The organism is Mesorhizobium sp. ZC-5, from assembly GCF_025753855.1.
GTDB lineage: Bacteria > Pseudomonadota > Alphaproteobacteria > Rhizobiales > Rhizobiaceae > Neomesorhizobium.
Genome location: NZ_JAOWPT010000009.1, coordinates 37,651 through 61,381, shown reverse-complemented (window position 1 = coordinate 61,381; position 23,731 = coordinate 37,651). Strand labels below are relative to the sequence as shown.

At 60.8% G+C, this 23,731-nt stretch carries 20 protein-coding genes; 1 reads left to right on the top strand and 19 read right to left on the bottom strand.

Annotation, left to right across the window (positions count from 1 at the left end):
• Window positions 1-55 precede the first annotated feature (55 nt).
• From OHD58_RS21210 to OHD58_RS21140, 15 genes are all read right to left on the bottom strand, one after another.
• Window positions 56-1,165 carry an ABC transporter substrate-binding protein gene (locus OHD58_RS21210; RefSeq protein ID WP_263805430.1) on the bottom strand — a complete coding sequence of 370 codons (1,110 nt, stop codon included), beginning with the start codon at window positions 1,163-1,165 and terminating at the stop codon, window positions 56-58.
• Between the two features lie 24 nt (window positions 1,166-1,189).
• On the bottom strand, window positions 1,190-2,290 hold the full coding sequence (locus OHD58_RS21205) for an NAD/NADP octopine/nopaline dehydrogenase family protein (RefSeq protein ID WP_263805606.1): 1,101 nt from the start codon (window positions 2,288-2,290) through the stop codon (window positions 1,190-1,192).
• Window positions 2,291-2,329: 39 nt separating this feature from the next.
• Window positions 2,330-2,932: a peroxidase-related enzyme gene (locus OHD58_RS21200; protein WP_263805429.1), complete on the bottom strand. Its 603-nt coding sequence runs from the start codon at window positions 2,930-2,932 to the stop codon at window positions 2,330-2,332.
• A complete protein-coding gene (locus OHD58_RS21195; RefSeq protein WP_263805428.1) occupies window positions 2,929-3,429 on the bottom strand; it encodes a CMD domain-containing protein in 501 nt (166 codons plus the stop codon). The genes OHD58_RS21200 and OHD58_RS21195 overlap by 4 nt, the downstream gene beginning before the upstream one ends.
• A gap of 7 nt (window positions 3,430-3,436) precedes the next feature.
• Window positions 3,437-4,933, bottom strand: a complete 1,497-nt coding sequence (locus tag OHD58_RS21190) for an NAD(P)-binding domain-containing protein (RefSeq protein WP_263805427.1) — start codon at window positions 4,931-4,933, stop codon at window positions 3,437-3,439.
• On the bottom strand, window positions 4,933-5,907 hold the full coding sequence (locus OHD58_RS21185) for a LysR family transcriptional regulator (protein ID WP_263805426.1): 975 nt from the start codon (window positions 5,905-5,907) through the stop codon (window positions 4,933-4,935). The genes OHD58_RS21190 and OHD58_RS21185 overlap by 1 nt, the downstream gene beginning before the upstream one ends.
• Window positions 5,908-6,107: 200 nt before the next feature.
• Window positions 6,108-7,271 carry an acyl-CoA dehydrogenase family protein gene (locus OHD58_RS21180; RefSeq protein ID WP_263805425.1) on the bottom strand — a complete coding sequence of 388 codons (1,164 nt, stop codon included), beginning with the start codon at window positions 7,269-7,271 and terminating at the stop codon, window positions 6,108-6,110.
• A 79-nt stretch (window positions 7,272-7,350) separates the two neighbouring features.
• A complete protein-coding gene (locus tag OHD58_RS21175) occupies window positions 7,351-8,208 on the bottom strand; it encodes a MaoC family dehydratase N-terminal domain-containing protein (protein WP_263805424.1) in 858 nt (285 codons plus the stop codon).
• Window positions 8,209-8,420: 212 nt separating this feature from the next.
• The gene (locus tag OHD58_RS21170; protein WP_263805423.1) at window positions 8,421-10,247 is read right to left on the bottom strand and encodes an ABC transporter ATP-binding protein; all 1,827 of its coding nucleotides are present in this window, start codon (window positions 10,245-10,247) and stop codon (window positions 8,421-8,423) included.
• Window positions 10,248-10,253: 6 nt separating this feature from the next.
• A complete protein-coding gene (locus tag OHD58_RS21165) occupies window positions 10,254-11,009 on the bottom strand; it encodes a DUF1028 domain-containing protein (RefSeq protein ID WP_263805422.1) in 756 nt (251 codons plus the stop codon).
• 4 nt (window positions 11,010-11,013) lie between these two features.
• Window positions 11,014-12,798, bottom strand: coding sequence for a gamma-glutamyltransferase family protein (locus OHD58_RS21160; RefSeq protein WP_263805421.1), 1,785 nt, complete (start codon window positions 12,796-12,798; stop codon window positions 11,014-11,016).
• A gap of 21 nt (window positions 12,799-12,819) precedes the next feature.
• On the bottom strand, window positions 12,820-13,698 hold the full coding sequence (locus tag OHD58_RS21155) for an ABC transporter permease (protein ID WP_263805420.1): 879 nt from the start codon (window positions 13,696-13,698) through the stop codon (window positions 12,820-12,822).
• Window positions 13,695-14,642 carry an ABC transporter permease gene (locus tag OHD58_RS21150; RefSeq protein ID WP_263805419.1) on the bottom strand — a complete coding sequence of 316 codons (948 nt, stop codon included), beginning with the start codon at window positions 14,640-14,642 and terminating at the stop codon, window positions 13,695-13,697. Before OHD58_RS21150 ends, OHD58_RS21155 begins: the two co-directional genes overlap by 4 nt.
• A gap of 56 nt (window positions 14,643-14,698) precedes the next feature.
• Window positions 14,699-16,213: an ABC transporter substrate-binding protein gene (locus OHD58_RS21145; RefSeq protein WP_263805418.1), complete on the bottom strand. Its 1,515-nt coding sequence runs from the start codon at window positions 16,211-16,213 to the stop codon at window positions 14,699-14,701.
• 25 nt (window positions 16,214-16,238) lie between these two features.
• A complete protein-coding gene (locus OHD58_RS21140) occupies window positions 16,239-16,994 on the bottom strand; it encodes a FadR/GntR family transcriptional regulator (protein ID WP_263805417.1) in 756 nt (251 codons plus the stop codon).
• Window positions 16,995-17,346: 352 nt separating this feature from the next.
• Between OHD58_RS21140 and OHD58_RS21135 the strand changes: the two genes are divergently transcribed.
• Entirely contained in the window at window positions 17,347-17,685 is a 339-nt protein-coding gene (locus tag OHD58_RS21135; protein WP_263805416.1) for a hypothetical protein, read from the top strand.
• A gap of 37 nt (window positions 17,686-17,722) precedes the next feature.
• Here the strand turns inward: OHD58_RS21135 and OHD58_RS21130 are convergent, their stop codons facing one another.
• From OHD58_RS21130 to OHD58_RS21115, 4 genes are all read right to left on the bottom strand, one after another.
• Window positions 17,723-18,760 (bottom strand): AI-2E family transporter, encoded by a 1,038-nt coding sequence (locus OHD58_RS21130; protein WP_263805415.1) that lies wholly within the window; start codon window positions 18,758-18,760, stop codon window positions 17,723-17,725.
• 125 nt (window positions 18,761-18,885) lie between these two features.
• Complete coding sequence (locus OHD58_RS21125; RefSeq protein WP_263805414.1) at window positions 18,886-20,721, bottom strand: SLC13 family permease; 1,836 nt, start codon at window positions 20,719-20,721, stop codon at window positions 18,886-18,888.
• 89 nt (window positions 20,722-20,810) lie between these two features.
• Complete coding sequence (locus OHD58_RS21120; RefSeq protein ID WP_412177265.1) at window positions 20,811-22,013, bottom strand: M20/M25/M40 family metallo-hydrolase; 1,203 nt, start codon at window positions 22,011-22,013, stop codon at window positions 20,811-20,813.
• 53 nt (window positions 22,014-22,066) lie between these two features.
• Complete coding sequence (locus OHD58_RS21115; protein ID WP_263805412.1) at window positions 22,067-23,617, bottom strand: AbgT family transporter; 1,551 nt, start codon at window positions 23,615-23,617, stop codon at window positions 22,067-22,069.
• Window positions 23,618-23,731: the final 114 nt, after the last annotated feature.

The following is a 23,731-nucleotide window of genomic DNA, read 5'->3' as shown; positions in this document are numbered from 1 at the left end:
CGATGGCCGGTCGGAGATTGTCGGCCGGACGGCGAGACCAGCCGACAAAGTTCGTTCAGGCGGCCTTGATTTCTTCGACCGCCGGATCGACGAGTTTGTATTTCATGTCGTTTGCTTCCGCGCGGAAGAACTGCAGACCGGCAAGCTCTTCCTCACTGAAGGAGGATGCCTTCTTCTCCAGATCGTTGAGGTGGTCGCCGGCGCCCTTGATGGTCGAGATGAACCCGGATGTCCGTGTCATGTTGGCTCCGATCTCCGGCCGCGCCAGCAGCGCGTCGAGCAGCGTATACGCGTTGTCGGCGTTCGGTGCGTTCTTTGGAATGTTGAAGGTGTAGACGAAGCCGTAGGAGCCTTCCTTCGGGATAGTCATGGCGACCGGCATGCCATCCATGATGAGCTTGGAGATCGGGCCGTTCCAGGCATGCGCCAGGACGACATCCTGGTTGACGAACATCTGCTGGATTTCCGCACCGGAATCGTAGAATTTGCGCACCATCGACTTGTTCGCGATCATGAAGTCGCGGACTTCCTTGACGATCTCCGCCGCCTTCGCCGGATCGTTCATGTACTTGACCATGTTTCCGTCATAACCCTTGTAGAGCATCATGACCGACATCATGTCCTGGATGATGTAGGCCGTCTGGCCCTCATACTTCTTGTCGAACATGGCGTCCCAGCTTTTGGCCTCTTCCGGAGTCACCGCCTCCGTGTTGTAGGCAAGTACTTCCGCGCCCGACAGGATCGGCGTGCCCCACTTCTGGTCCTTGATGATCGCCCAGTCGCTTTCCGAGAACACCGGGTTGATATTGCCCCAGTTTTTCAGCCGGGCGGTGTCGATCGGCGCCAGGAGTCCCGCGTCGATGAACTGCAGGAAGCGATGGCCGGCGACGGTCACGATGTCCACGGTTGGATTTGGCTGCTCGGCAGTCAGAAGGTTGAATTGCTTTCCCTGGTCGTCCACCAGGCGTTCCTGGATCTGGATGCCGGTTTCCTTCTGGAACTCCTCCTTGAATTCCGGCGGCAGGAAGTTTGCGTACGTCCAGACATTCACGACGCCTGCCGCGCGAGCTGGCGTGCTGCGAAAGATCGTGGGCGCAGCAAGCATTGCGGCTCCCGCCGCAGTCGTTTTGATGAATGCACGTCTGTTGGCGATAATTCTTGTCATTTCCGTTTCTCCCATTGCATCGAATTACATTTCCATCTGCTGTCGAACAGGCGCGGCATATCCTTCGCGTGACAGCGTCTTCAGTTCGTCGAGCGACATCGAGTCCAGGTCCAGCGCGCCGAGCAGTTCGTTCTCGGAAAAGAAATCCCGCCCGTACAAGGCCGAAAAGATCTCGACCCCGGCCTGGTGCAACTTGGCGTGCCTGCCTGTCAGCGTCCCGAGCTTGACGGTGGCAAGCAGCCCGTAGGGCACGTCCTCGGTCACGTAGCGCGAATCTGCCGTGGCGGGGCCGACGCCGCCGCGTCCCTCGCGGTGCATCTGCTGGTTCATGTTCGAAATATTGTCCACCGGCACATGGAAAGACAGGTGGAAGTGCTCGAAAATCGTCCGCACCGACAACCCCAATACTTCGGCGATGGCCAGCCGCTCCCGGTCGAGTGCTTCGAGAAGCCGCCCGACATTTGGGGTGACGTTGAGCCCCTGCCCCCAGTTTTCGCCGTGCTCCATGCGAGTCATGTTGCAGAGTGCGATACCAAGGTGGTTCTGCGGATTGAGGTTGCTGAGCGCGATCGCCAGCAACCCTTCGCGTTGCACGAACCGGTCCCCGAACAGCTTGCGGCAAACGGTCAGGCCTTCCGCGCTGCGCGAAGCCGGTACCGTGCAGATGTCGACCTTGCTGCGCACCGTGTTGACGCTCGCTTCGACCGGGCTCGGTCGGCGCCCCGTCGTGACCGTCGTACCCCAGGCGACGATCGGAACGACAATGCCGCGCCGGGCCAGCAGCCTGGAAAGATAAAGCGCACCGAAGGAGGCATGCGAACTGATGAGCACGACCTGATCGCCGCGGATATATGGCGCTACCGCATCCATCACGCCCTTGTGGCCATAGCCCGGCAGGGCGATCATCAGAACGTCCGAACGTTCAGCCAGATCCGTCGCCGACGACGCGACGCCGGGCTGGAACGTACCCTCGATCGCACCCTTGGCGATAAGCTTTTCCCCGGTCGCCAGCCGCTTGGTCCCCTCACCCGAAGGCGACCACAATATGGGCTTGTGGCCGGCGTTCTCTAGGAAGGCGGCAGCACCGAATGCAATCGCACCCGCACCAACAATGCCGACCGTCACGCCCTTGTCGTTCATACCCATGTCACTCGCGCCCGCCATCTATCGTCCACTCCCGCCGTTCGCGTCGTCCCTGGCAACCGGATCGCCGAGTGTGTGCATCAGCCGGTTCGCCCAGCCGAACAGTGACGCCGACAGGATCAGGTCGAGGATTTCCTCATCTGAGAGCCCGGCATTTCGCAATCTCCGCATATCCTCGGGGTCTGCCTCGCTTGGTGCGCGCGACAGCCGGACAGCGAAGTTCAATATTGCGGCTTGCCGTTCTTCGATTTCAGCGTTCTCGCCGTCGGCGAATATCTTCGCGATAACGGTTTCATCCTTCGTCAGTTGGTTGTGGCGGCTGGCATGGACCGCAGCGCAGTAAATGCAGCGGTTGACGATGGAGGCGCCGACCGCCCCGAGTTCACGCTCCGCGCGAGACAGTCCGCCGCGTCCGTACATGATGGCGTTGAACAGCGGCGAGCGTACCTTGAGCGTCTCGACGTCGTTGGCGAGCACCAGCACGTAGTCGGACACTTGGGTGTTGGATGGCGTTACCTGCAACGCCTCAAGTTGTTCCGGCGTCGCATTGGCGAGCTCGATCGGCTTCACACGCGGCCGCCATTCGGGAACTTGCGTCGTGAATTCGTGCAGCACCCCGCTCATCCCTGGCCTCTCAACAGTTTCAGTCCGGCGATCAGCCTCACCTGGTAGGCCAGGAAAGCGTTGAGTTCGGCGAGGCGAACAATGTCGGCGTCGCCGACGCCGGCCTGCTTCAGCGCCTCGATATCGCTCGGCCCAACGTCCTTTGGCGCCGTCGATGCAAGGTCGGTGTAGGCGATGAGCGCACCGATGCGGCCGCTGCCCTTGAAGGCCGGGTCCGCGATGCATTCCACCTCAGCGGACGCGACTGCTTCATGCATGAGTGTCTCGTAGTGCGCGGCAAGTCCGGCATCGGCGTTCAGCCTGGCGATGCGGCTTGCAAGCGCTGCCCGTTCGGCGTGCGACAGACCACCCGGATCCTTGGGTTTCAGTGCCGCGTCGTGCGTGGCCTGCGTCATCGCAACGACCTCGGCGCGGGCGACCAGAGCTTCGTGGGCAGCCTCGCCGGGGAGTACCCTGGACTGTTCGGTCACCACGTCGTTGCTTGCAAGTGCGGACATATTCCCGTCAGCCTCCTTTGCCCGCGGCCTGCAGAGCACCGCCGTCGGTCGTCTCCTCGATTTCCGAGGCCGTCCATTCGTCACCCAGGAGTTCCGGCTTGTCGTAGTCGAGCATGCCTTGCCAGTGGATGGCGACGTCTTCCGCATAGAACCTCGCTGCCAGTCCGCGTGCGAGCCACTGCGCCCCTTCGCTGATGCCAGGGATGTCCCCGCTGACCTTGCCGAGGCTGGCGGTCGCGCCGTAGTTGAAGCAGTGTATGTGCTTGAGCCACGGTGCATTGCCCGGCGTTCTTTCCTGGAATGCGAAATCAGCGTCCAGATATGGAAAATTCGCGAGTTCGCGGTTTTGCGTATCTTCTGGCGGCGTGTAGCGATCCTTCCACAGCAGGATCTCGCCGGCATAACCTGGCATCTCGGAGCGGGCGAGCGGATCGACCATGAAGCCGGTGCCGAGAATGAGGAAATCCGTTGCCAGGCGACTCCCATCGCTGGTTTCAATCAGGAGTTCGCCGCCCGATCTCTCGACCCGTCCTATAGCTTTGCCAAAATGGAAGTACGCGTTCTTGTGGCGGCTGACGCGCAGCGTCGAACCGCGCGGCGACGGCGTTTGCGTGACGAAAGAGTAGTGCATGAAACGCCAGCGCCACTCATCCGGCAGTTCCGGGAAGCCGCTGAGAAATCCGAACGAGCCGATGCCCATCATCTTGTTGATGGTCGGCATTTCCTTGCGACGGATGAGATGACGGACCTCCGCAGCCCCCGCCTCGAGCGCCTCGGCCGAATTGTCGACAGCGGACGCACCGACGCCGATCACCAAAACGCGCTTACCCTTGAGAGCGCTGAAATCGATATCCTCGGACGAATGCGCCCAGCACGATTTCGGCAAACCGTCGACGAAGGAAGGAATGTTGGGAGTGCCGGTACCCTCCCGGCCGGTGGCCATGATCACCTTGCGGGCGAGAATCGACGCCTCCTTCGCGCCGCTGCCGGAAAGGGCGAGGCGCAGATAGTCACCTTCGGGCAGGATCGAAGCGACCTCCACCTCATTCTCGACCGGTATGCCAAGCACTTTGCGGTACCACCGCAGATAATCCATCCACATCGGGCGGGGAATCTTGTCGAGTGCGTCCCAGGCGGCCTCGCCGAACTGCGCGGTGAACCAGGCACGGAAGGTCAATGCTCCAATACCGAAGGCGGGGCCGGCAAGTTGCTTCGGCGAGCGCAGCGTCTCCATGCGCGCATAGGTGATCCACGGCCCTTCGCGTCCCTCCGGATTGCGATCGAAGATGCGCACATTGCGCATGCCGCCGCACTGGAGCGCGAAATGGGCGACCAGTCCGCACATGCCGCCGCCGACGATGACGATGTCATGGACACGCTCGCCGTTCGCCGCACGAGGCGGCATCCACGCCTTGCCGGGCAATTCCAGCAGACTGAGGTCGTTTTGAAGCCGTTCGCGCAACGCAGTCAGTCCAGCGGCTCTGTCCGTGGCGACGACGCTCATCAAGTCACCCCTGCCCTGTGCCGGGTACCGCCGAAGATTGCCTCCGTCACCAGGTCAGTCCTGCGCGGATCGTGCTGAACCAGACCGGGGATCGCCGAAACGGTCGTCTTGATGAATTGATCGATAAAGGCCCGCGCGGTTTCCGGGAGCGGACGCGAGACCGCAGAGAATACCCCCCACAGAAATGGAATATCGACGTCGAGTGGGCGGATTTCCACCCCCTTCAGCGACACTCCATAGGCAGTCACCGGTTCGATGATGGCGACCCCCGCACCGCAGGCGGTCAATTGCATCGCGACCACGGCTGCATTGGTATCGATCACCCTTGCCGCGTTGACGCTATGCGCCTCGATGGCTTGGTCGACGCGGCGCCGAAGGCGGAACGGATTGGCCATGGTGATCAGGCTCCGTCCCTCCAGATCAGTGATGGCGATGACATCCTTCCTGGCCAGAGGATCAGAAGTTGCGAGCGCCACGACGCAGGGCGCCTGAGCGAGGAGATGCGTTTCCAGTCCTGGCTGCTCGGCCGGCAGCGATACGACACAGAGATCGGCCGTGCGGGCGAGAACCGACTGGATGCCGGACTCGGCCGGTGCGCTCCGCACGTGAAGCCGTGACGGCAAAGCGTGCTGCGGCATGCTGGTGAGCGCTTTCGGCACGAAGCCGGCAGCGAAGGCGGGAATGGCGACGATCTCGATCGGCACGGCCTCTTCGGTCGCAATAGCCCTGGCACGTTCGTGCAGCCGGCCGATTCCGGTGAGGAGGCGCTCGGCCTCCTCGTGGAAGCGGATGCCGCGCTCGGTCGGGGTTATGCGGGGGCCGTTCCGGTGTAGCAGTTCGAAGCCGATGTCGCTTTCAAGTTCCTGGATCAATCGGCTCACCGCCGGTTGCGAGCGGTCGAGCAGGCGGGCTGCTGCGGTGATGCTGCCCGCGGAAAAAACGGCAAGAAATGCTTCAAGCTGCTTTAGCTCCATCTTATAAGTTAATCATGCAATTTTTGAATGAGCAATGGAATACAATCCAAAATAAGCATGAAAGGCGGAAGGATATTCCACGCGGCTTGAACACTCGCATAGCTTGCAGTCGCTTTATTGGGGAAAGGGCAAGCCGGATGTGTCAAAGATACAGAACCGGCTTTTGGCTCTGTACGCACTACGGCGTTTGACGATCGCCATCAGAACGACCGTGGCAGCCCAAGGACATGCTCGGCGACATAGCTCAGAATGAGGTTCGTGGAGATCGGCGCGACCTGGTACAGGCGGGTCTCGCGGAATTTGCGCTCGATATCGTAGTCGCAAGCAAACCCAAAACCGCCATGGAACTGGATGCATGCGTTTGCCGCCTCCCACGAGGCCTTGGCAGCAAGATATTTCGCCATGTTGGCCTGCGCGCCACAAGGTTCCCCCGCGTCGTAGAGACGACAGGCCTCGTAGCGCATCAGATTGGCGGCCTCGATCTCCACATAGCTTTCGGCGATGGGGAACTGTACACCTTGGTTTTGGCCTATTGGCCGGCCGAAGACGGTGCGTTCCTTGACGTAATCCGACACTTTCTCGATGAACCAATATCCATCGCCGATACATTCCGCTGCGATCAACGTACGCTCGGCGTTCAGGCCTGTCAGGATATATTTGAACCCTTGGCCTTCCTCGCCGATCAGGTTCTCCTCGGGAATCTCCAGGTCGTCGAAGAACAGCTCATTCGTCTCATGATTGACCATGTTGCGAATAGGCCGAACTGTCATGCCCTTCCCCGCCGCCTCCTTGAGATCGACGATAAAGATCGACATGCCTTCCGTTTTTTTCTTGACCTGATCAAGCGGCGTCGTGCGGGCGAGCAGGACCATCAAATCCGAGTGTTGGATGCGGGAAATCCATACTTTCTGGCCATTGATAACGTAGCGATCCCCCTTCTTCCGGGCTGTGGTCTTGATGCCGGTCGTATCGGTGCCGGTGGTAGGCTCGGTAACACCCATTGACTGCAGGCGAAGCTCACCGCTCGCGATTTTCGGCAAATAGCGTTGCCGCTGCTCTTCCGAGCCATGGCGAACCAAGGTATTCATGTTGTACATCTGGCCATGGCAGGCACCCGAATTGCCGCCGGACCGGTTGATCTCTTCCATGATGACCGAAGCTTCCGTCAATCCGAGACCGGAGCCACCGTATTGCTCCGGGATGAGCGCAGCCATCCACCCCGCTCGTGTCAGGGCGTCGACGAATTCGTCGGGATAGCCTCGAGCCTCGTCGACCTTGCGGTGGTACTCCGCCGGGAATTCCGCGCAAAGCACACGAATGGCGTCGCGTATCTCAAGGTAATTGTCACCGCCGGTGGTCTGCATCTATGCCTGCTTTCGATGGCGCGGTTAACGCGCGCACGTAGTATGGCGCGGCATCAAGGATGTAGTCCAAGGGACCCGCTCACGCCAGTTGCGCTTCCGCTTGCATCGCAAGACCGTTCTCCGCGTTGGCCGCCCAAAGCTTGGCCCTGCCCTCCGCGTCCGGCACGGTGCCGCGAACGAACATCCGGGCGCCATCGAAAACAGGTGAAACCGCACGGAAAGAGAAGGCCTTCAACGCCGAGTTTGAACTGTTGGCCCGAAGAAGGTTGACGAGCAGCGTGGCGATCAGTGGCCCGTGCACGACCAACCCCGGATAACCCTCGACGGTCGTCACATATCTCCGGTCGTAGTGGATGCGGTGGCCGTTAAATGTCAGCGCGGAATAGCGGAATAGCAACGTTTCATCCGGCACTATCGAACTTTCCCAATCCGCCTTGGTCTCGGCTGGCGTCAACCGCTTGGCGGCAAACGCCTCGGCACCCCGATAGACGATGTCGTGGTCTTCGACGAGCAAGGGTTCAGATCCGCCCTCCTCCCGGATTTCATGACGGAGAGTCACGAAGATCAGTGGCCCGAGGCTTCCATCGCGCTCCTTCACACTCATGATCTCCGAGTGACGGACCACCGACATTCCTACCCGCAGCGGAGAGAAGAAATCGATCCGTCCCCCCGCCCACATGCGTCGCGGGAGGTGGTTGACTGGTGGAAGAAAACCCCCGCGTTTGGCATGGCCGTCCTCGCCCAGTTCCGATTGACGCGCGGTCGGCAGAAATAGGGTCCAGTGCGAGAGCGGAGGTGCCGTGTTTCCGAAGTCCGGAATAGCCGGATCCTCGTCAAATATCGCGGAGAACCTGCGGAGTCGCTCGACAGACACGACGTCGCGACACTCCTCAACTCTTCCGATCCAGTCGGCAAACCGGTTTTCGGATCGATCCAAACTCATCAGAATATCTCCTGTACTGTCCATCGCACGACGGGATGATTTTTATCATCGTATTTTGTCGAAGCAGACATCTGGAAATCCAGGACGAATGCGATGCCGGAGTTGCCCCCGTAACTGTAAGCGGCGGGTCAGAGTTTGGTTCGCTCGCAGCTTCGATTCAGTTCATATTCTCAGGAAAGGGCAAACCACATCTCAATCCTTGAACTTCAGTTCCTCATCACGAGATGGCCTGCGGCCACCTCGCGATATTCCCGTACGGGTGCCACATAACCCACTGGTCGAACGGGATTGCTTAATTCTTCGACGGCCGCATTCCTGCGGATGCCGCGGCGTGAGGGGTCGGGAACGGGAACCGCGGATAGCAGCTTTTTTGTATAATCATGTCGAGGATCCTCAAGGATGGCCTGGCGCGGCCCGATCTCGACGATTTCGCCAAGATACATCACCGCAACGCGGTGGCTGATGCGTTCGACCACCGCCATGTCATGTGAGATGAAGACGAAGGCGAGCCGCAAGCTCTCCTGTATGTCCATGAGCAGATTGCAAATCTGAGCCTTGATCGAAACATCCAGCGCGGACACGCTTTCGTCGGCGACGATGACCTTGGGGTCGAGTGCCAGCGCGCGGGCAATGGCGATGCGTTGGCGCTGGCCACCGGAGAATTCATGCGGATAGCGGGCTACCATGTCCGGGGTAAGCCCGACGCGCTGCAGCAGCGCGGCAACGCGCTCCTGCGCCTCGCCGCGTTCAACGATACCGTGTTCCAGCAGCGGCTCCGCTATGGTGGCGCCGATGGTCATGCGCGGATTGAGGCTGGCGAACGGATCCTGGAAGACCATTTGGATGCTGCTGCGCCTGGCACGCAGCGAAGCCGGATCGAGTGCCAAGAAATCGTCGCCCTCGAGGTGGACACTACCGGAATCAGGTTCGACCAGGCGGGTGATGGCTCGGCCTGTCGTCGACTTGCCGCAGCCGGATTCACCCACGATGGCCAGCGTCTCGCCTTGCAACAGATCGAAGGAAACATTCTCGACGGCATGCACCGCGCCGGCTTTGCCACCGAAAATTCCGCGACGAAAATCGAACCGTTTGCAGAGATTGCGTACTGCCAGGATCGGTGAGTGCTCCCTTTCGACCGTTTCACTGATTTCGCGCGGTTCGCTGATGCTGCCGGTCGCCATGTCGACGACGGGAAAGGGCAGCGGCCTTTTGCAATTGGTCATCGACCCCAGGCGTGGCACCGCGGACAGAAGCGCACGCGTATAAGGGTGTTTGCCGCGATGAAAAATTTCCTCGGTCGCACCGGCTTCGACAGCTTCGCCGCGGTACATGACGATGGTTCGGTCGGCGATCTCGGCGACCACCCCCATGTCGTGGGTGATAAAGAGAACCGACATTCCCTCTTCATCCTGCAGCGTCTTGATAAGGTCGAGAATCTGACCCTGGATGGTCACGTCGAGCGCCGTGGTCGGCTCGTCGGCGATGAGCAGTTTCGGTCGGCATGCCAACGCCATCGCGATCATCACCCTCTGACGCATACCGCCCGAAAATTGATGCGGATATTCATCGAAACGCGAGGCGGCGTTGGGAATGCGGACCTTTTCCAGAAGCCGGATCGTCTCGGTTCGAGCCTCCGATTTGGCGATGCGGCGATGCCAGATCAGCGCTTCGGAGATCTGCCTACCGATCGTGAAGACCGGATTGAGGCTGGTCATCGGCTCCTGGAAGATCATCGCGGCGTCATTGCCGCGCACCCGACGCATGTCCGCGTCGCTGAGCCTCAGCACATCCTTGCCGTTGAGCAGAACCTTGCCTTCGATGCGGCTCGATCCTTTGGCGAGTAGCCGCATGACCGACAGCGAAGTAACACTCTTGCCTGAACCGCTTTCGCCAACGATAGCCACGGTCTCACGTGGAAAGACCTCAAAGCCGACGTCGTGAAGAACCGGCTTCCATTGGCCATCGACGAGGAAGGATGTCGTCAACCCACTGACTGAAAGGACCGGCCCTGCCGGCTGCTCGCCCACCTTCATGCTACCTCATATCTTCAGCGGAGTGCCGAACGATGCCGATGGGCGGCCTTCGGCGATGCGCGCCTTTTCAAGCGCCGCAATCTTCTCGTCGATCTCGCGACGGTCCAGCATGCCGTTCGGATTGGCGCGCGTCGCCATCGTTTCAGCGACGTAGAGGTATCGTTCGCCAGCAACAGCATAGAGCCGGCGCAATTCCGCCAACGGATCGGCGTGATCGTCGGAACGGATGCTGAGCCATGGATAGTCCTGGTCCCGAAAGATCGCCAACGCAGCCGACTGCTTTCCGCGTTTGTCGCCTCCCGCATCCTCACCGGCTTGCATGGCGTCGAGAAGCCGCTTGGCAAAGGGTTTGTCTGAACCAGCCTGATAGGCTGCCAGCGTGTCGGCGATGACGGCTTCGCCTGTCAACATATTGCCGGCAACGGATACACCCTCACCGATCAGGTGCCCGGCCCAATCGATGCATTTCTCGCCCGTGAACGCCGCATTGCGACCTTCGGCGTCGATCAGATGGAATTGACGGTTGCCATGGCCTTCGTCCCCGGTGGTCAGTTCGGTCACGATGTCGGCGGGAGCGCGGCCTTCGGCCAGCAAGGCGAGACCGTCGATGCCATAAAGCGGATTGACGAATGCCTGCGTGGCGACGGCGCCGACGCCACCGCGCATATGCGGCACGAGACCGCCGACGGCAAAGAAACGGCTCGCGACGGCGATGCCCAAATGCCCTGTCTGCGGGTCGCGGGCGACAATCGAATAGGTCATCGGCTCATCGTCCCACCGCATAAGCCTGCATAAGCCGCGGCGTCGCGGCGGCGCGCAGCAGTCCGTCAGCATCCCGGCCGGCGGCAGTGAGACGGCCAACCGACCATGGCTCGGCCACTGTGAGCCGATGGCCGCGTGCGCGCAGTGCCTCCAGCACCCGAGGGTCGAAATTTTCTTCTGCCATCAAGCTGCCCGGCTCGCGGCTGCGCGGGTGGAACGAGCTCGGGAAATGCGACGTGTGAAAGAGCGGCGCATCGATCGCAGCCTGCAGGTTCGACACGTGGTGAACCCGCCGCAGGAAAAAGGAGAGCTGCCACTGGTCCTGCTGATCGCCTCCCGGCGTACCGAACGCGAGGCGGGTACCGTCCTCATGAAACGCCAATGACGGCGTAAGCGTCGTACGAGGGCGCTTTCCCGGAGCGAGCGATGTCGGCAGACCGGGCTCGAGCCAGAACATCTGGGCACGCGAATTCAGGCAGAAGCCAAGCCCGGGAATGGTTGGCGACGACTGCAACCAGCCGCCGGACGGGGTCACGGAAATCATGTTGCCATGACGGTCGATGACGTCGATGTGGACCGTGTCACCGCGCTTTTCCGACAGGTGTGCCATGGTCGGTTCATAGACGGCGCCGGTGGCGGATGATGCATCGAGCAGCCGCATGGTCCGATCCACCTGATCCTCGAAACCGGAAAGCTTGCCGGGGCGAAGATCGTAGGAAGCGTTGCCACCAATCAGCTTGCGGCGCTCGCTGGCATAAGCGGGCGACAACAGCAGTTCGATTGGAATCTCGCCGAAATTCGGATCACCGTAATAAACCTCGCGGTCCGCGAAGGCTAATTTCATGGCCTCGGTGACGACGTGCACGAATTCGTCACCGCAAGGGTCCATGGACCCGATATCCATTCCTTCGAGAATCGCCAGCGACTGAAGGAGCACAGGTCCTTGCCCCCAAGGCCCCGTCTTGGCGACTGTCCAGCCGTGATAATCGACGACCGAGGGCTTCTCGACCGTTGCCGACCAGTTGGCCATGTCGGTCGCCGTGAGGACACCCTTGTGGCGTTGCCCGCTGGCATCCTTCACTGCGGTATTCGTCACGTAACGATCGATCGCCTCGCTGACGAAGCCGCGATAGAATGCGTCCCGGGCTTTTTCTATCTGCCGCTCGCGTCCACTAACGGATTCAGCCTCGGCGACGATGCGTCTCCAGGTTTCGCCGAGTGTCGGGTTACGCAGGTTGCCGTACGGTTGCGGCGCAACGCTACCCGGCAGCCAGGTTTCGAAAGATGTCGGCCATTCCTCGCGGAAGAAATCGGCCAAGCCGCCGATCGTGTTGGCGACACGCGGCAAGGCGGGATGACCTTGCTCGCAGTAATGGATCGCCGGTTCCAGCACGTCGCGAACGCTCATCGTGCCATAATCGCGCAGCAACAGCATCCAGCCGTCGAATGCGCCGGGGATGACCGTGGCAAGCAATCCGTCGCCGGGGATAAGAGAAAGCCCCTCGGTGCGATAATGATCGATCGTCGCGCCGGCCGGTGCCGGCCCCTGGGCACAAATCACCTCAATCTTATCATTGCGCTTGGAATAGATCAGTGCGGGCAAATCGCCGCCCGGTCCGCATAGATGCGGCTCCACGACTTGCAAGACAAAACCGGTCGCGACGGCAGCGTCGAACGCATTGCCGCCACGCTCCAGAATGCTCATGCCGACCGCGGACGCGATCCAATGAGTGGAGGCGACGACACCGAACGTGCCAAGGATTTCCGGACGGGTTGTGAATGCGGTCATCTGATGTCCAACTGCAGGTTTCTAACTTTCGCGAGGGTCGAGCGCATCGCGCAGGCCGTCGCCCAACAAATTGAAGCCCATGACAACCAGGAAGATGGCGGCGCCGGGCCACCACGCCATCCAGGGTGCCTGAGACATGAAGTTCTTGGCAACGTTGAGCATGGCTCCCCAACTCGGCGCCGGAGGCTGCTGGCCAAGACCGAGGAAGGAGAGACTGGCCTCGGCTATGATGGCCGTAGCCACCGTAAGTGTCGCCTGCACGAGGATCGGCGCGAAGACATTGGGCAGGATGTAGCGCAGGAGAATGCGGGAATGACGCAGGCCGATGGCACGTGCGCCTTCGACATAGTCTTCCGTCTTGACGGCCAGCACCTGGCCTCGCGTCAACCGCACGAAGATCGGCATGGCCGAGAAACCTATCGCGATCATTGCATTGGTCAGGCTCGGTCCAAGAAATGCGGCAAGCGCTATTGCCGTGATCAGGAACGGCATTGCAAGGAAAGCTTCGGTTATCCGGGAAATCACCATGTCCGCCCAGCCGCCAAAATAACCCGCGACCAGCCCGAACGGGACGCCTGCCAACACGGCGATAGCCACCGAGAAAGCACCAGCCATGAGGGATGCTCGCGTACCCCAGATCATGCGCGACAGCAGATCGCGGCCGATTTCATCTGTGCCGAGCCAATGTGCGGGCGAAGGAGGCTGACGGACCGCCGCCCAGTCCGTCGCGTTGGGATCGACAATCGGCAAAGCCGGCGCAGCGATGGCGAGCAATGCGAAGAACAGGATAATGCCGAGACCTGCCAGCGCACCCTTGTTCGCCCTGAACTTGCGCCATGCACGGCTGTGCGAACGTTGCGCCGCACCGGCGATCGGGACAGTTTGATCGAGGGCCGTCACAGCGCGGCCCTCATACGCGGATTCAGGAGCACGTAAAGAATGTCGGCGATGAGGTTCATGAGGATGAAGCCGACGGCAGTGCACAGAACGACACCCTGAACGACGGCATAGTCGCGGTTGAATACAGCGTCGACAATCAGCTTGCCGAAGCCGGGTATCGTGAAAATCTGTTCCGTCAGAACCGCGCCTGCCAGCAATTCGCCGAACAGCAGCGCACCCAGGGTGATGATTGGCAGCAGCGCGTTGCGGAAACTGTGCTCAAGCACCACCGCGCGCTCGGGAAGGCCTTTTGCACGGGCAGTCCGGATGTAGTCCGAAGTCAGCACGCCGATCATCGCCGAGCGGGTATGGCGCATCAGCGTGGCCGCCAGGCCCGTGCCGAGCACGAAGGATGGCATGAGCATGGTCTTGATGGACTTCACCGGATCGACAAAGATGGATTCATAGCCCGAAGCCGGCAGCCATCCGAGTTGCACGGATACGAGCAAGATCAGCATGATCCCGAGCCAGAAATTGGGTATCGAGAGACCTGACAACGCGACAATGCTGGCGACGTAGTCGAACACCGTGTTCTTGCGCGTCGCCGCCAGAATGCCCATAGGCACCCCCACCAATATGGCGAAGACCATCGACATCACCGCGAGTTGGATCGTTGGCGGCAATTTCTGCGCGATAAGATGGAGCACGGGCTGATTGGTGCGCAACGATATGCCCAGATCGCCCTGCAGCGCGGAACCGAGCCAGGCGACATACTGATACGCTACCGGGTCGTTCAGCCGATATTTCTCGCGCAGATATTCGAGCACCTGCGGATCACGTTCCTCGCCGGCCATCGCCAAAATGGGATCACCCGGCAACAGCTTTTGCAGCGAAAAGACGAATATCGAGATGATCAGCAGGGTCGGCACAGCGACCAGCAGTCGTTTGGCGATAAAGGCGTACATGGGCTTTCCGATCCGGGACGGCCGCGCAGGCGATTTCGCCGCGCGGCCGCTGTCCGTCAGCCGGCGTTCTTGACGCCAACCAGGCGGATCATCCCGTCAGGCGACGGCACGAAACCCGTCACGCTTTTCTTGAAGGCCCAGATCCAGCTCTGATGGCCGAAGTAAATGATCGGCAGTTCATCGTTCAGGATCGCTGTCGCGGCATCGTATTTCTGTTTGCGAACCGCCTCGTCGGTGCTCTGACGCGCCTCGTCGAGCAGTTTGTCGACTTCTGGGTTGCAATATTTCGTGTCGTTGATGCCGCCCTTGCAGGTTACGAACTGGTGAATATTGCCATCCGGGTCGACGCGCCCCGACCAATCGGTTCGGGCAGCTTGGTAATTCCCCGCGGTCTGTTCGTCGAGCAGCGTGGCGAATTCGGTTGTTTTCAGGCTGACGTCAAACCCGGCTTCGGAGACCATCGCCTGTATCATCTGCATCACCTGCATGACGATGGGGCTGTTCGAGGCGCCGAGTTCGACCGGCAGACGGTCGACCCCCGCCTCCTTCATGAGCGCCTTGGCCTTCTCGACATCGCGCCCCAACACCGGAAGGGATTTGTTGAACCATGGGCTACTGGGCGGGAAGGGCTGGTTGCCGGCCACTGCCGTACCCTCAAAAGCGACCTTGGCGATGGCTTCGCGGTCTATCGCCAGCGAAAAGGCCTGACGCAGACGTTTGTCCTTGCCGAGCGGATTGTCGGCGCGCGGACCGTTGCCGACATTGATGTACATCGACATGTAGCCGAGGTTGACCACGTCGGCGTAGGTCAGGTTAGCGTCCGCCTTTGCGGTGCCCGCATCGCTCGGCGCCAGCCGTTCCACAAAATCGAGATCGCCGGATTGCAGATTTGCCAGACGAACGGTCGAGTCCGGGATCGGCAAATAGGTTACCTTGTCGAGGAAGATGTTGTCCTTGTCCCAGTAGTCGGCGAATTTTTCCAAGACGATCTTATCGTTCTGGACACGCTCGACGAATTTGAACGGGCCAGCGCAGACAGGCTTGCTGCCGAAATCGGCGCCGAGTTCTTTCGCCGCGGTGGGCGAAACGATCATGCCCGCGCGATCCGACAACTGGGCGACCAAGGTCGCATCCGCACTCTTCAGAGTGAATTTGACCTCGAGAGGGCCTGTGGCTTCGATCTTTTCTACAGAAGCGAGCTCGCTTTTCCGCCGCGATTCCGGAAGCGTCAAATTTCGCTCGATCGTGGCGACGACCGCGTCGGCATTGAAATCGGTGCCGTCGTGAAACTTTACGCCCTCGCGCAATTTCATGGTCAATTGCTTGCCGTCGTCCGACCATGTCCATTCGGTGGCAAGCTGCGGCACGAGCTTCAGGTCCGGGCTGACATCAACCAGCTTGTCGCACATCGCGGTGTAGACGATGCGCCCCACGAAGGTGCGCGACTGTGCCGGGTCGAGCACATCGGGATCGTCCTGCAGGCCTATCTTCAACTCAGCGGCAAAAGCAGGAAAAGCCAGGACAACTCCGGCAACTACGCTGGCGACAAGTGGCATGGTGATGCGTTTCATATCGAATTCCCCTTTTTGTTGTTTTTCAGGCATTTGACATTTCATCCAAGCAATGGGCGGAGACTGACGCTCCCACGTCCGGTCCGTCCTGATGATCGAGCGAGGTCACACGGACCAAGCTCTCCTGCAACGTCAGCAGATGCCGGCGCATTGCTTCCCCAGCACGCATCGGATCGCGGGCAGCGATGGCGTCAACGATCGCCTTGTGCTGATCGTGACTGACGCGATGTGTGTGGCTGAGCTCGCGGGCGAGCTCGCGGATCGACCGCCACAGATCGTCCTGGCGCACCCGATTGATGACGTCGAATATATTCAGGAAAAACTGGTTGCCGGCACTTTGTGCAATGAGCCTATGCAATGCACCGTCCCAGAGTTCCTGGCCATCGGCATCGACGCTGTTGGAAATCCTGGCAGCGAGATCGTACATGCGCCCGACATCGTCGGCATTGGCGCGTACCGCAGCGAGTTGCGCCAGTTGAGGCTCGACGCGCAAGCGAACCTCCATGATCTCCATGAGGTTGGTGCCGGAAGCGATCGCTTCGAACTGGCTCCAGCTCTGCGGCCTTGGTCCGGCGTAGGTGCCCGAGCCCTGGCGGCGCCACACCATGCCTTCCGCCTCGAGGACATCCAAGGCCCGGCGAACCGCGCGACGGCTTACACCCAGCCTGTCCGAAAGCGCACGCTCGGTGGGAAGGCGGCCATCCGTGCTCAGTTTTTCAGAGCGCAATAGCGCCCTCAATTGCTCCAACGCGAAATTCGAATTGTCTTGAGTTCGATCCATCGAAGTTTAATTGGTTTGGGCCAATTTGATATTGGTTCAATCCATCGCAATTTGATGCTCGCGTCAAGACCGGGGTCGAAACGGTTGACGGGTTTCTAAGGCGTTCCGGAAAACCAGCGGCCGGTCTCATCGGGCGGCATCACCGTCGCCAGAGTTGCAACGGGGTCAAGGGTCAGCCAATCAACTCCCAGACCCACCGGAAAAAGGGACACGCGGCACAACAGCTGGATTCCTTGCCCGTTTCTTCAAGCAATGGACACCATAAAGTGCAGAGGCGGCTCACGTCGTAGCTTACCGCTGCGGGAGTCCTGGTGATTGTTTCCGCTCGTCCGATTCTGGGAGAAAGTGGCGGATGTCCCCGACCGAAACCGTTATCGCAATCGCCATCGAAATGCTTTGCGGGGCGGCGGGCGCACTCGCTGTACGGTGGTGGTGGTCCGGCCTTGGACTTGCCAAGATCACAAGCGTCCTGGCCGGGATGGTCGGAGGTTTTGCCTTGACCTTCGCCGCGGCGCAAATCCCCGGCATTGGTCACCTGGTGGGACACGTTGAAACTGCCGCCGATTCAGTTATGCACGGGATCGGCGGACTTACACCAACCGTGCTGATCGGGGTCGGCGTGTCGGGGCTGCTCGGCGGCGCCATCCTGACGGCCGTTCTCGGCCTAATCCGGAACGGCTCTAAGGGTTGATTATCGGAGCCGGTTACCGTCGCCCGTTCCCAACCTACTACCGACGGTCTTTCACTTCATCCTCCGGCGCCCCCAACAGCTGGGCAAGCCATTTGGTCGCGGGAGACTGGGCGCAGAAGGTCAGCACGGCGATCGCTATCGGAACTCCGATAAAGGCACCGAACAGCCCCCAGAGGAACATCCACAGGAAGACAGAGAACAGCACGAGAAAGGGCGACATCGCCAACGCCTTGCCCGCCACGCGCGGCTCCACATAACTGCCGATCGCGAACTGGATGAGATTGAGACAGGCAAAAACGAACAGGGCGGAATATAGGGATTCGAACTGCGCCAGCGCGTAGAAGGTCGGCAGCAGCGTTGCGATGAACGGGCCGACGAAGGGGATGAAATTCAAAGTAAAGGCGATGACGCCCCACTCCGCCGCAAGCTGCAGACCGAGCGCCAGGGCAAACACGTAGACCATACCGCCCGTTGCAACACTCATGATCGTCCTGATCCACAAATACCGGCGCAGCTTGGCGGCGGTCTGCTCGCCGCCAGCGATCAAGACGCGCGCGGCCTCGCTGCTGACGATGCCGGGAATCTTGCGTGCCAGCGGGCCGACCTCGAGCAGGCCGAGCAGCACGTAGATCAGCACCACGATCCAGAATGAGATCATCGTATTCAGCCGGGCCGAAACGCCCTGCATCGCTCCCACGATCCAGCGCATGTTGAAGTGCTCGGCCCACAGGCCGGCAACGGCGATCCCATGCGTCTCCAGCCAGGCGGTCGCCTGTTCGTAGAGTCCTTGCAGCCGAGGCGTCTCCGCGATGAGCGAACGTCCGATCCGACCGAAGCCCCATGCGACGACGGACGCGAACACGATGAAGACCAGCACGATCAGTGCTACGACAATGGCCAATGCCAGAAGTTGCGGCAGACGCGTCTGCAGTCGCTCCTGAAGAGGCCAGACGATTGCGATGATGAAGAGAGCACAGGCAACTGGCGCAAAGATCGCATCCGCGAAATAGAGACCGGCCAGCAGTAGAATTGCGCAGATGATGCCTAGCGGCACCGAAACCGTGCGGGCGTTCATTGGTATGGCCGCCGTTGCAGGCAAATACCGGACATCGCTACCTCTGGCCGTTAATTTTCATTTTCAAAGCCAAAGCGATTGCCCGATCGTTAACCGTCAGTTCTATCCAAGCGTGTCGTGCCAGCTCAGAATCGCCAGATCAACGGCACTATGAACACAGCCACGACAAAGAACCAGAGCAGCAACGGTAGACCAAGCTTCCAATAATCGCCGAAGGCGTAACCGCCGGGTCCCATGACCATCAGGTTGGTTGGGGTTGCAATGGGAGTAAGGAAAGCCGCCGCCGCGGCGACCGCCGTGCTCATAAGCACCGGGCGGGGCGAAATACCCATGGTTGCCGCAGCCGCCACCCCGATCGGGATGACGATGAGAGCGGTCGCGGTGTTGCTGATGAGTTGCCCCATTATGGCAGTCAACACGAACAGGCCGGCGAGCAGGGCGATAGGCCCGGCGTCGCCGACAAGCGACACCAACTGCTCCGCCATCAGTTTCGCGGCGCCCGTTTGGACCATGGCGGTGGACAGCGGCATCATCGCTCCGACCAGGATCACCGTCGTCCAATCGATGGCGCGGTAGGATTGCTCGACGCTCATGATCCTCGACAGGACGATCGCTCCGGCAGCGAGCAGGCCGGCTACCGCCGGCGGAACGATGCCCGTGGCGAGGAGCACGACCATCGCCACCAGAATGGCAACGGCCTGGCGGGCACCCGGCCCCATCGGCACCGCCTGACGACGCACCAGTTCGGGCGAATTGACAACCAGGACATCCGGGTCCTGGAGGCGTTGGTCGAGAGCTTTCCACGTTCCCTGCAAGAGCATCGTGTCGCCGGCCTGCAACACAATACCTCCTGCATCACGTGTTGCGTTGGTGGCGGCAATCTCCGCTCCGGCGCGCTGCACCGCAAGGACGATCAGGTCACCGCTCTCGGTGACCATTCCAGGGAAAACGTTCTGGCCGATAAGGCCGGAGCGTGGCGGGATCACCACCTCCGCGAGACCCGAACTGCGGTTGAACAGCGTGCCCTCTCCGTGGCCGGGCGCCGCCGCCTCGCTGAACGCAAGGTGTTTGTCCGCAGCGAACGCGGCGGCCGACTCCGCGTCGCCGCGCAGCAGAAGGTGATCGCCCTCGGCGATGGCAGGTCTGCGCAGGGGGCTGGCCGTTTCGCCCTCCTGAACGGCGACGAGGCGCAGTTCGGGATAGGCGGCCAACTCGATCGCGGATGCGGGCACACCGATAAAGGGCGAACTTGCGCGCACCCGCATCTGGTAGACGCCACTGGCAAGGCCGTATTGTTCGACGAGCGTCTTCGCATGGCGGCTGAAGTCCGCAGGCATGGTCGCGCCATTGCGTTCGGGCAGGAGCCGCTTTCCGAACAATATGATGATCGCCATCGTTCCTGCCAGCAGTGGCAGGCCAACAAGCGCGAATTCGAAGAAGCCGAAGCCGCCCACGCCAGCGTCGCTGCCCGCATCCGAGGCCAAGACGTTCACTGGCGAACCCGTCAGGGCGAGCTTCGAACCGGCATGCGCGGAAAAAACGAGCGGCATGAGCAACTGCGCCGAATTTCGCTTCAGACGGACGGCGATGACGACCACCACCGGCAGGAGTGCTGCAACGGCACCATTGACGCTGATCAGCGCCGTAAGGACCGCGACCATGCTCATCGTTAGCATCAGCAGGCGAGTGCGGCTCTCTTCGCCCGCGCCACGGATCAGAAGCTGCCCAGCCCAGGCGGTGACGCCGGTCACGTCGAGTCCCGCGCTGACAATGAAGAGGGAGGCTATGAAGAGTACCGCGGGATCACCAAAGCCCCCGAGGGCCTGATCAATCGTAAGCACGCCGGTTGCCCACAACGCCGTCGCGGTCGCCATCGCGACAACGACGACAGGCAACCTGTTCCAGACGAAGAGGACGACGACGGCCGCGATGATGATGGCGGTGTATGCTATGGGGCTCAATCGCTTCGTTCCTCACCGGCCCTTGTTCGAGCCACCCAGATTTTATCGCCGACATCCGAACCGACTGCCGCCGGGCCGCGGCATGACTGCTAGTCTTCCAATGTTGCCATAAGTATGCCGAGACGGCAGCCTTTCTCGTACTCGGCAAGGTTCACATATTCCTTGATCGTATGGATCTCGGCCTGGCCCGCACCGATGGTGATGGTGGGGATGCCATGTTTGTCGAGCCAGTTGGCGTCGAGGCCGCCATTCGAGAATAAGGTCTTCGGCTCGATACCGAGAATGCCCAGCGCCTTGATCGCGCGCTTCACTACCGGGCTGTTTTCGTCGAGCTTGAACGGCGGATAGGACGTAACGTGGCTGTATTTGACCTGAGCCGTGTCACCTTCATGGTCGGTGACCGCAGCTTTTGCCTTTGTGAACGCCTCTTCATATCCTTTGGCAATTGCCTTGGCGAACGATGCTTCAGGGCTACGTGCCTCTCCCTTGATGAAGGCGTAGTCGGTGACGACGTTGGTTGCATCGCCTGCAGGCTTTCCGTCCTTTCCGCCAAAAATCCCGACATTGCTGGTTCCGCGGCCGTCAGGCTTGACGACTTTGCCGAACCAGCCCGCGTTCTGCGCCTCCGCCAGGGCAATGGCTCCGACCAGCGTTGCCGATATGCCCTTCTCGGGCGCAACGCCGGCATGAGAAGCACGGCCCTTGATCTCAACTTCCCAGTTTTCCTGCCCAACCGCGCCTATGATCAGGTCCGAAGCGAGCTGGCCATCGACATTGATGCACATGGTCGGGCCGCCGAGTTCGGCGGGATTCAGCTCGCGCGCTCCATGAAGCCCACTCTCCTCCCGTACCGTGAAAAGCAGCGTGATCGGCGGATGCGGCAGTTTGTGCTTGATAAGCGTCTCGGCAAGCACCACCAGAAGGGCAACTCCAGTGCGGGCGTCGCCTCCAAGTGCTGTCGTGCCGTCGGAGACGATGCGATCGCCTTCTTTTCGAGGCTTCGCCCCGGCACACAGCGGCACGGTGTCCAGGTGGGTCGAGAAGAGCAGCCTCGGTCCGTTGCGCGTTCCGGGCAGATCCACGATGAGATTGCCGGTCTCGGTCGGCAATGGGATGCGCGTATTGGCGTCATCGAAGCGGATTGCCGAAGCCGGCACGCCCACGGCTTTCAACGCGTCACTGACGGCCGCCGCGATATTGGCCTCGGAGCCGGTGACGCCCTCGACCGAAAGGAACTGCATCAGGTGCGCTTCCGCACCGGCTACGTCGAGGGGAATAGAGGAGGTGCTCATCATATTCATCCTGTCAGTTGAACGTTGATCGCTTCAGCTTGCCGCACGGACTCTCACAGCCCCCAGGGCAGGCCGAGCATCTGCCAGACCGCGAACAATACCGTCCACAGAACGAACATCCACACGACATAGGGCAGCATCAGCGCCACTACGGTGCCGACGCCAGCGTTCCTGTCGTATCTTTGCATGAAGCCAACGACGAGCGCGAAATAGGCATTCAGCGGGGTGATCGCGTTCATCGGCGAATCGCCGACGCGATAGGCCGCCAGCACCGCCTCCGGCTCGACACCGAGCTTCATCAGAAGCGGGACGAAGACGGGCGCGAAGATCGCCCACTTTGCAATGGCGCCGGTCAGCAGCAGATCGATGATCGCCACCACGACGATGAAGCCGAGCAGCAGCGGCAACGCGCCGATATTGGCCGCCTGCAGGGCACCCGACAGGCTCAGCGCCATCACCGTGCCGATATTGGTATAGGTGAAATAGGCAACGAACTGGCTCAGCACGAAGAACAGGAAGATCGTGCCGCCCATGTTCTTGATCGACTTCTCGATCGCCCCGATGACTTCCGTCAAAGTGCGCAGCGTGCCGGCGCCGATGCCGTAGCACCAGCCGGTCACCAGGAAGATCAGCATGATCAGCGCGATCAGGCCGTTCATGAACGGCGAGTTGCCGATTAATTCGCCGGTATCGGGGTTGCGCAGCGGCCCCCATGACGGGATCGTCAGGAAGCAGAAGACGATGATCAGGCCGATTAGGCCGAGCCCAGCGTAGCGCAGGCCGCGAGATTCCAGCTCGGAGAGCGTTGCGCCCTGTTCGGTGGTCGTGCCTTCGGCTGCCAATGCGGGATCGTAGGCGCCCAGGCGGGGCGCAATCATGCGATCGGTGATGAACGCCACAACCACGGTCAGGAAGATAACCGATACGATCGAGAACCAGATATTCGAGGCGAGTCCGATCGAACTGTCGGGGTCGACGAGACGGGCGGCGTCGTTGGTGAATTCGACGAGGACCGCATCGAGCGGCTTGATCAGCATGTTGACGGTGAAGGCGCCGGCCACGGCGGCAAAGCCCAGAGCCAGGCCCGCGAGCGGATTACGCCCGACCGCCAGGTAGGCGACACCGGCAAGAGGGATCAGCACCAGATAGCCCGCATCCGCAGCGATGCTCGAGAGGATACCGACAAAGGACAGGATGTAGGTGAGCGCCCAGGCCGGAGACACGATCACGAGCTTTCGGATCAGCGCCGTGACCAGCCCCGATTCCTCCGCCACGCCGGCTCCGATCATCGCTGCGATCATCAGTCCGACCGCCGTAAAGCTCATGAAGTTTGGAATGAGCGACGCATACAGGAAGCGTATGCCATCCGCATTCAGTAGACTGCGGATCTCGGTGGTCGCGGTTTCAATCTCATGTGTCTCCGCATTGATGCGCTCGAACGTCACCGCGGCGCCGAAAGCGCTTAACAAAGCTGATAGCGCGATGACGATTGCAATCAGGATCAGAAAGATGACAACCGGGTGGGGAACCATGTTCCCGACTTTCTCGACGCCGTCGAGAAATCTTTGCATCGCCGTTTTTGGGGCCGCATTCACGGTGGACATCTCTGCCTTCCCTTCCAGTTGGACCGGCTGCAGCGCGTCATGGCGCCAGAATCGCCCAGGGCAATGCTCAGATTAAACGACTTTTGAGCTTAACCCTCTATGGCAGCGAGTCAT

What these genes read in the sequence shown, in the direction of transcription:
- OHD58_RS21210 (WP_263805430.1), bottom strand. Translation starts at nt 1,165, where the DNA reads ATGACAAGAATTATCGCCAACAGACGTGCATTCATCAAAACGACTGCG.
- OHD58_RS21200 (WP_263805429.1), bottom strand. Translation starts at nt 2,932, where the DNA reads ATGAGCGGGGTGCTGCACGAATTCACGACGCAAGTTCCCGAATGGCGG.
- OHD58_RS21195 (WP_263805428.1), bottom strand. Translation starts at nt 3,429, where the DNA reads ATGTCCGCACTTGCAAGCAACGACGTGGTGACCGAACAGTCCAGGGTA.
- OHD58_RS21190 (WP_263805427.1), bottom strand. Translation starts at nt 4,933, where the DNA reads ATGAGCGTCGTCGCCACGGACAGAGCCGCTGGACTGACTGCGTTGCGC.
- OHD58_RS21185 (WP_263805426.1), bottom strand. Translation starts at nt 5,907, where the DNA reads ATGGAGCTAAAGCAGCTTGAAGCATTTCTTGCCGTTTTTTCCGCGGGC.
- OHD58_RS21180 (WP_263805425.1), bottom strand. Translation starts at nt 7,271, where the DNA reads ATGCAGACCACCGGCGGTGACAATTACCTTGAGATACGCGACGCCATT.
- OHD58_RS21170 (WP_263805423.1), bottom strand. Translation starts at nt 10,247, where the DNA reads ATGAAGGTGGGCGAGCAGCCGGCAGGGCCGGTCCTTTCAGTCAGTGGG.
- OHD58_RS21165 (WP_263805422.1), bottom strand. Translation starts at nt 11,009, where the DNA reads ATGACCTATTCGATTGTCGCCCGCGACCCGCAGACAGGGCATTTGGGC.
- OHD58_RS21160 (WP_263805421.1), bottom strand. Translation starts at nt 12,798, where the DNA reads ATGACCGCATTCACAACCCGTCCGGAAATCCTTGGCACGTTCGGTGTC.
- OHD58_RS21150 (WP_263805419.1), bottom strand. Translation starts at nt 14,642, where the DNA reads ATGTACGCCTTTATCGCCAAACGACTGCTGGTCGCTGTGCCGACCCTG.
- OHD58_RS21145 (WP_263805418.1), bottom strand. Translation starts at nt 16,213, where the DNA reads ATGAAACGCATCACCATGCCACTTGTCGCCAGCGTAGTTGCCGGAGTT.
- OHD58_RS21140 (WP_263805417.1), bottom strand. Translation starts at nt 16,994, where the DNA reads ATGGATCGAACTCAAGACAATTCGAATTTCGCGTTGGAGCAATTGAGG.
- OHD58_RS21135 (WP_263805416.1), top strand. Translation starts at nt 17,347, where the DNA reads ATGTCCCCGACCGAAACCGTTATCGCAATCGCCATCGAAATGCTTTGC.
- OHD58_RS21130 (WP_263805415.1), bottom strand. Translation starts at nt 18,760, where the DNA reads ATGAACGCCCGCACGGTTTCGGTGCCGCTAGGCATCATCTGCGCAATT.
- OHD58_RS21120 (WP_412177265.1), bottom strand. Translation starts at nt 22,013, where the DNA reads ATGAGCACCTCCTCTATTCCCCTCGACGTAGCCGGTGCGGAAGCGCAC.
- OHD58_RS21115 (WP_263805412.1), bottom strand. Translation starts at nt 23,617, where the DNA reads ATGTCCACCGTGAATGCGGCCCCAAAAACGGCGATGCAAAGATTTCTC.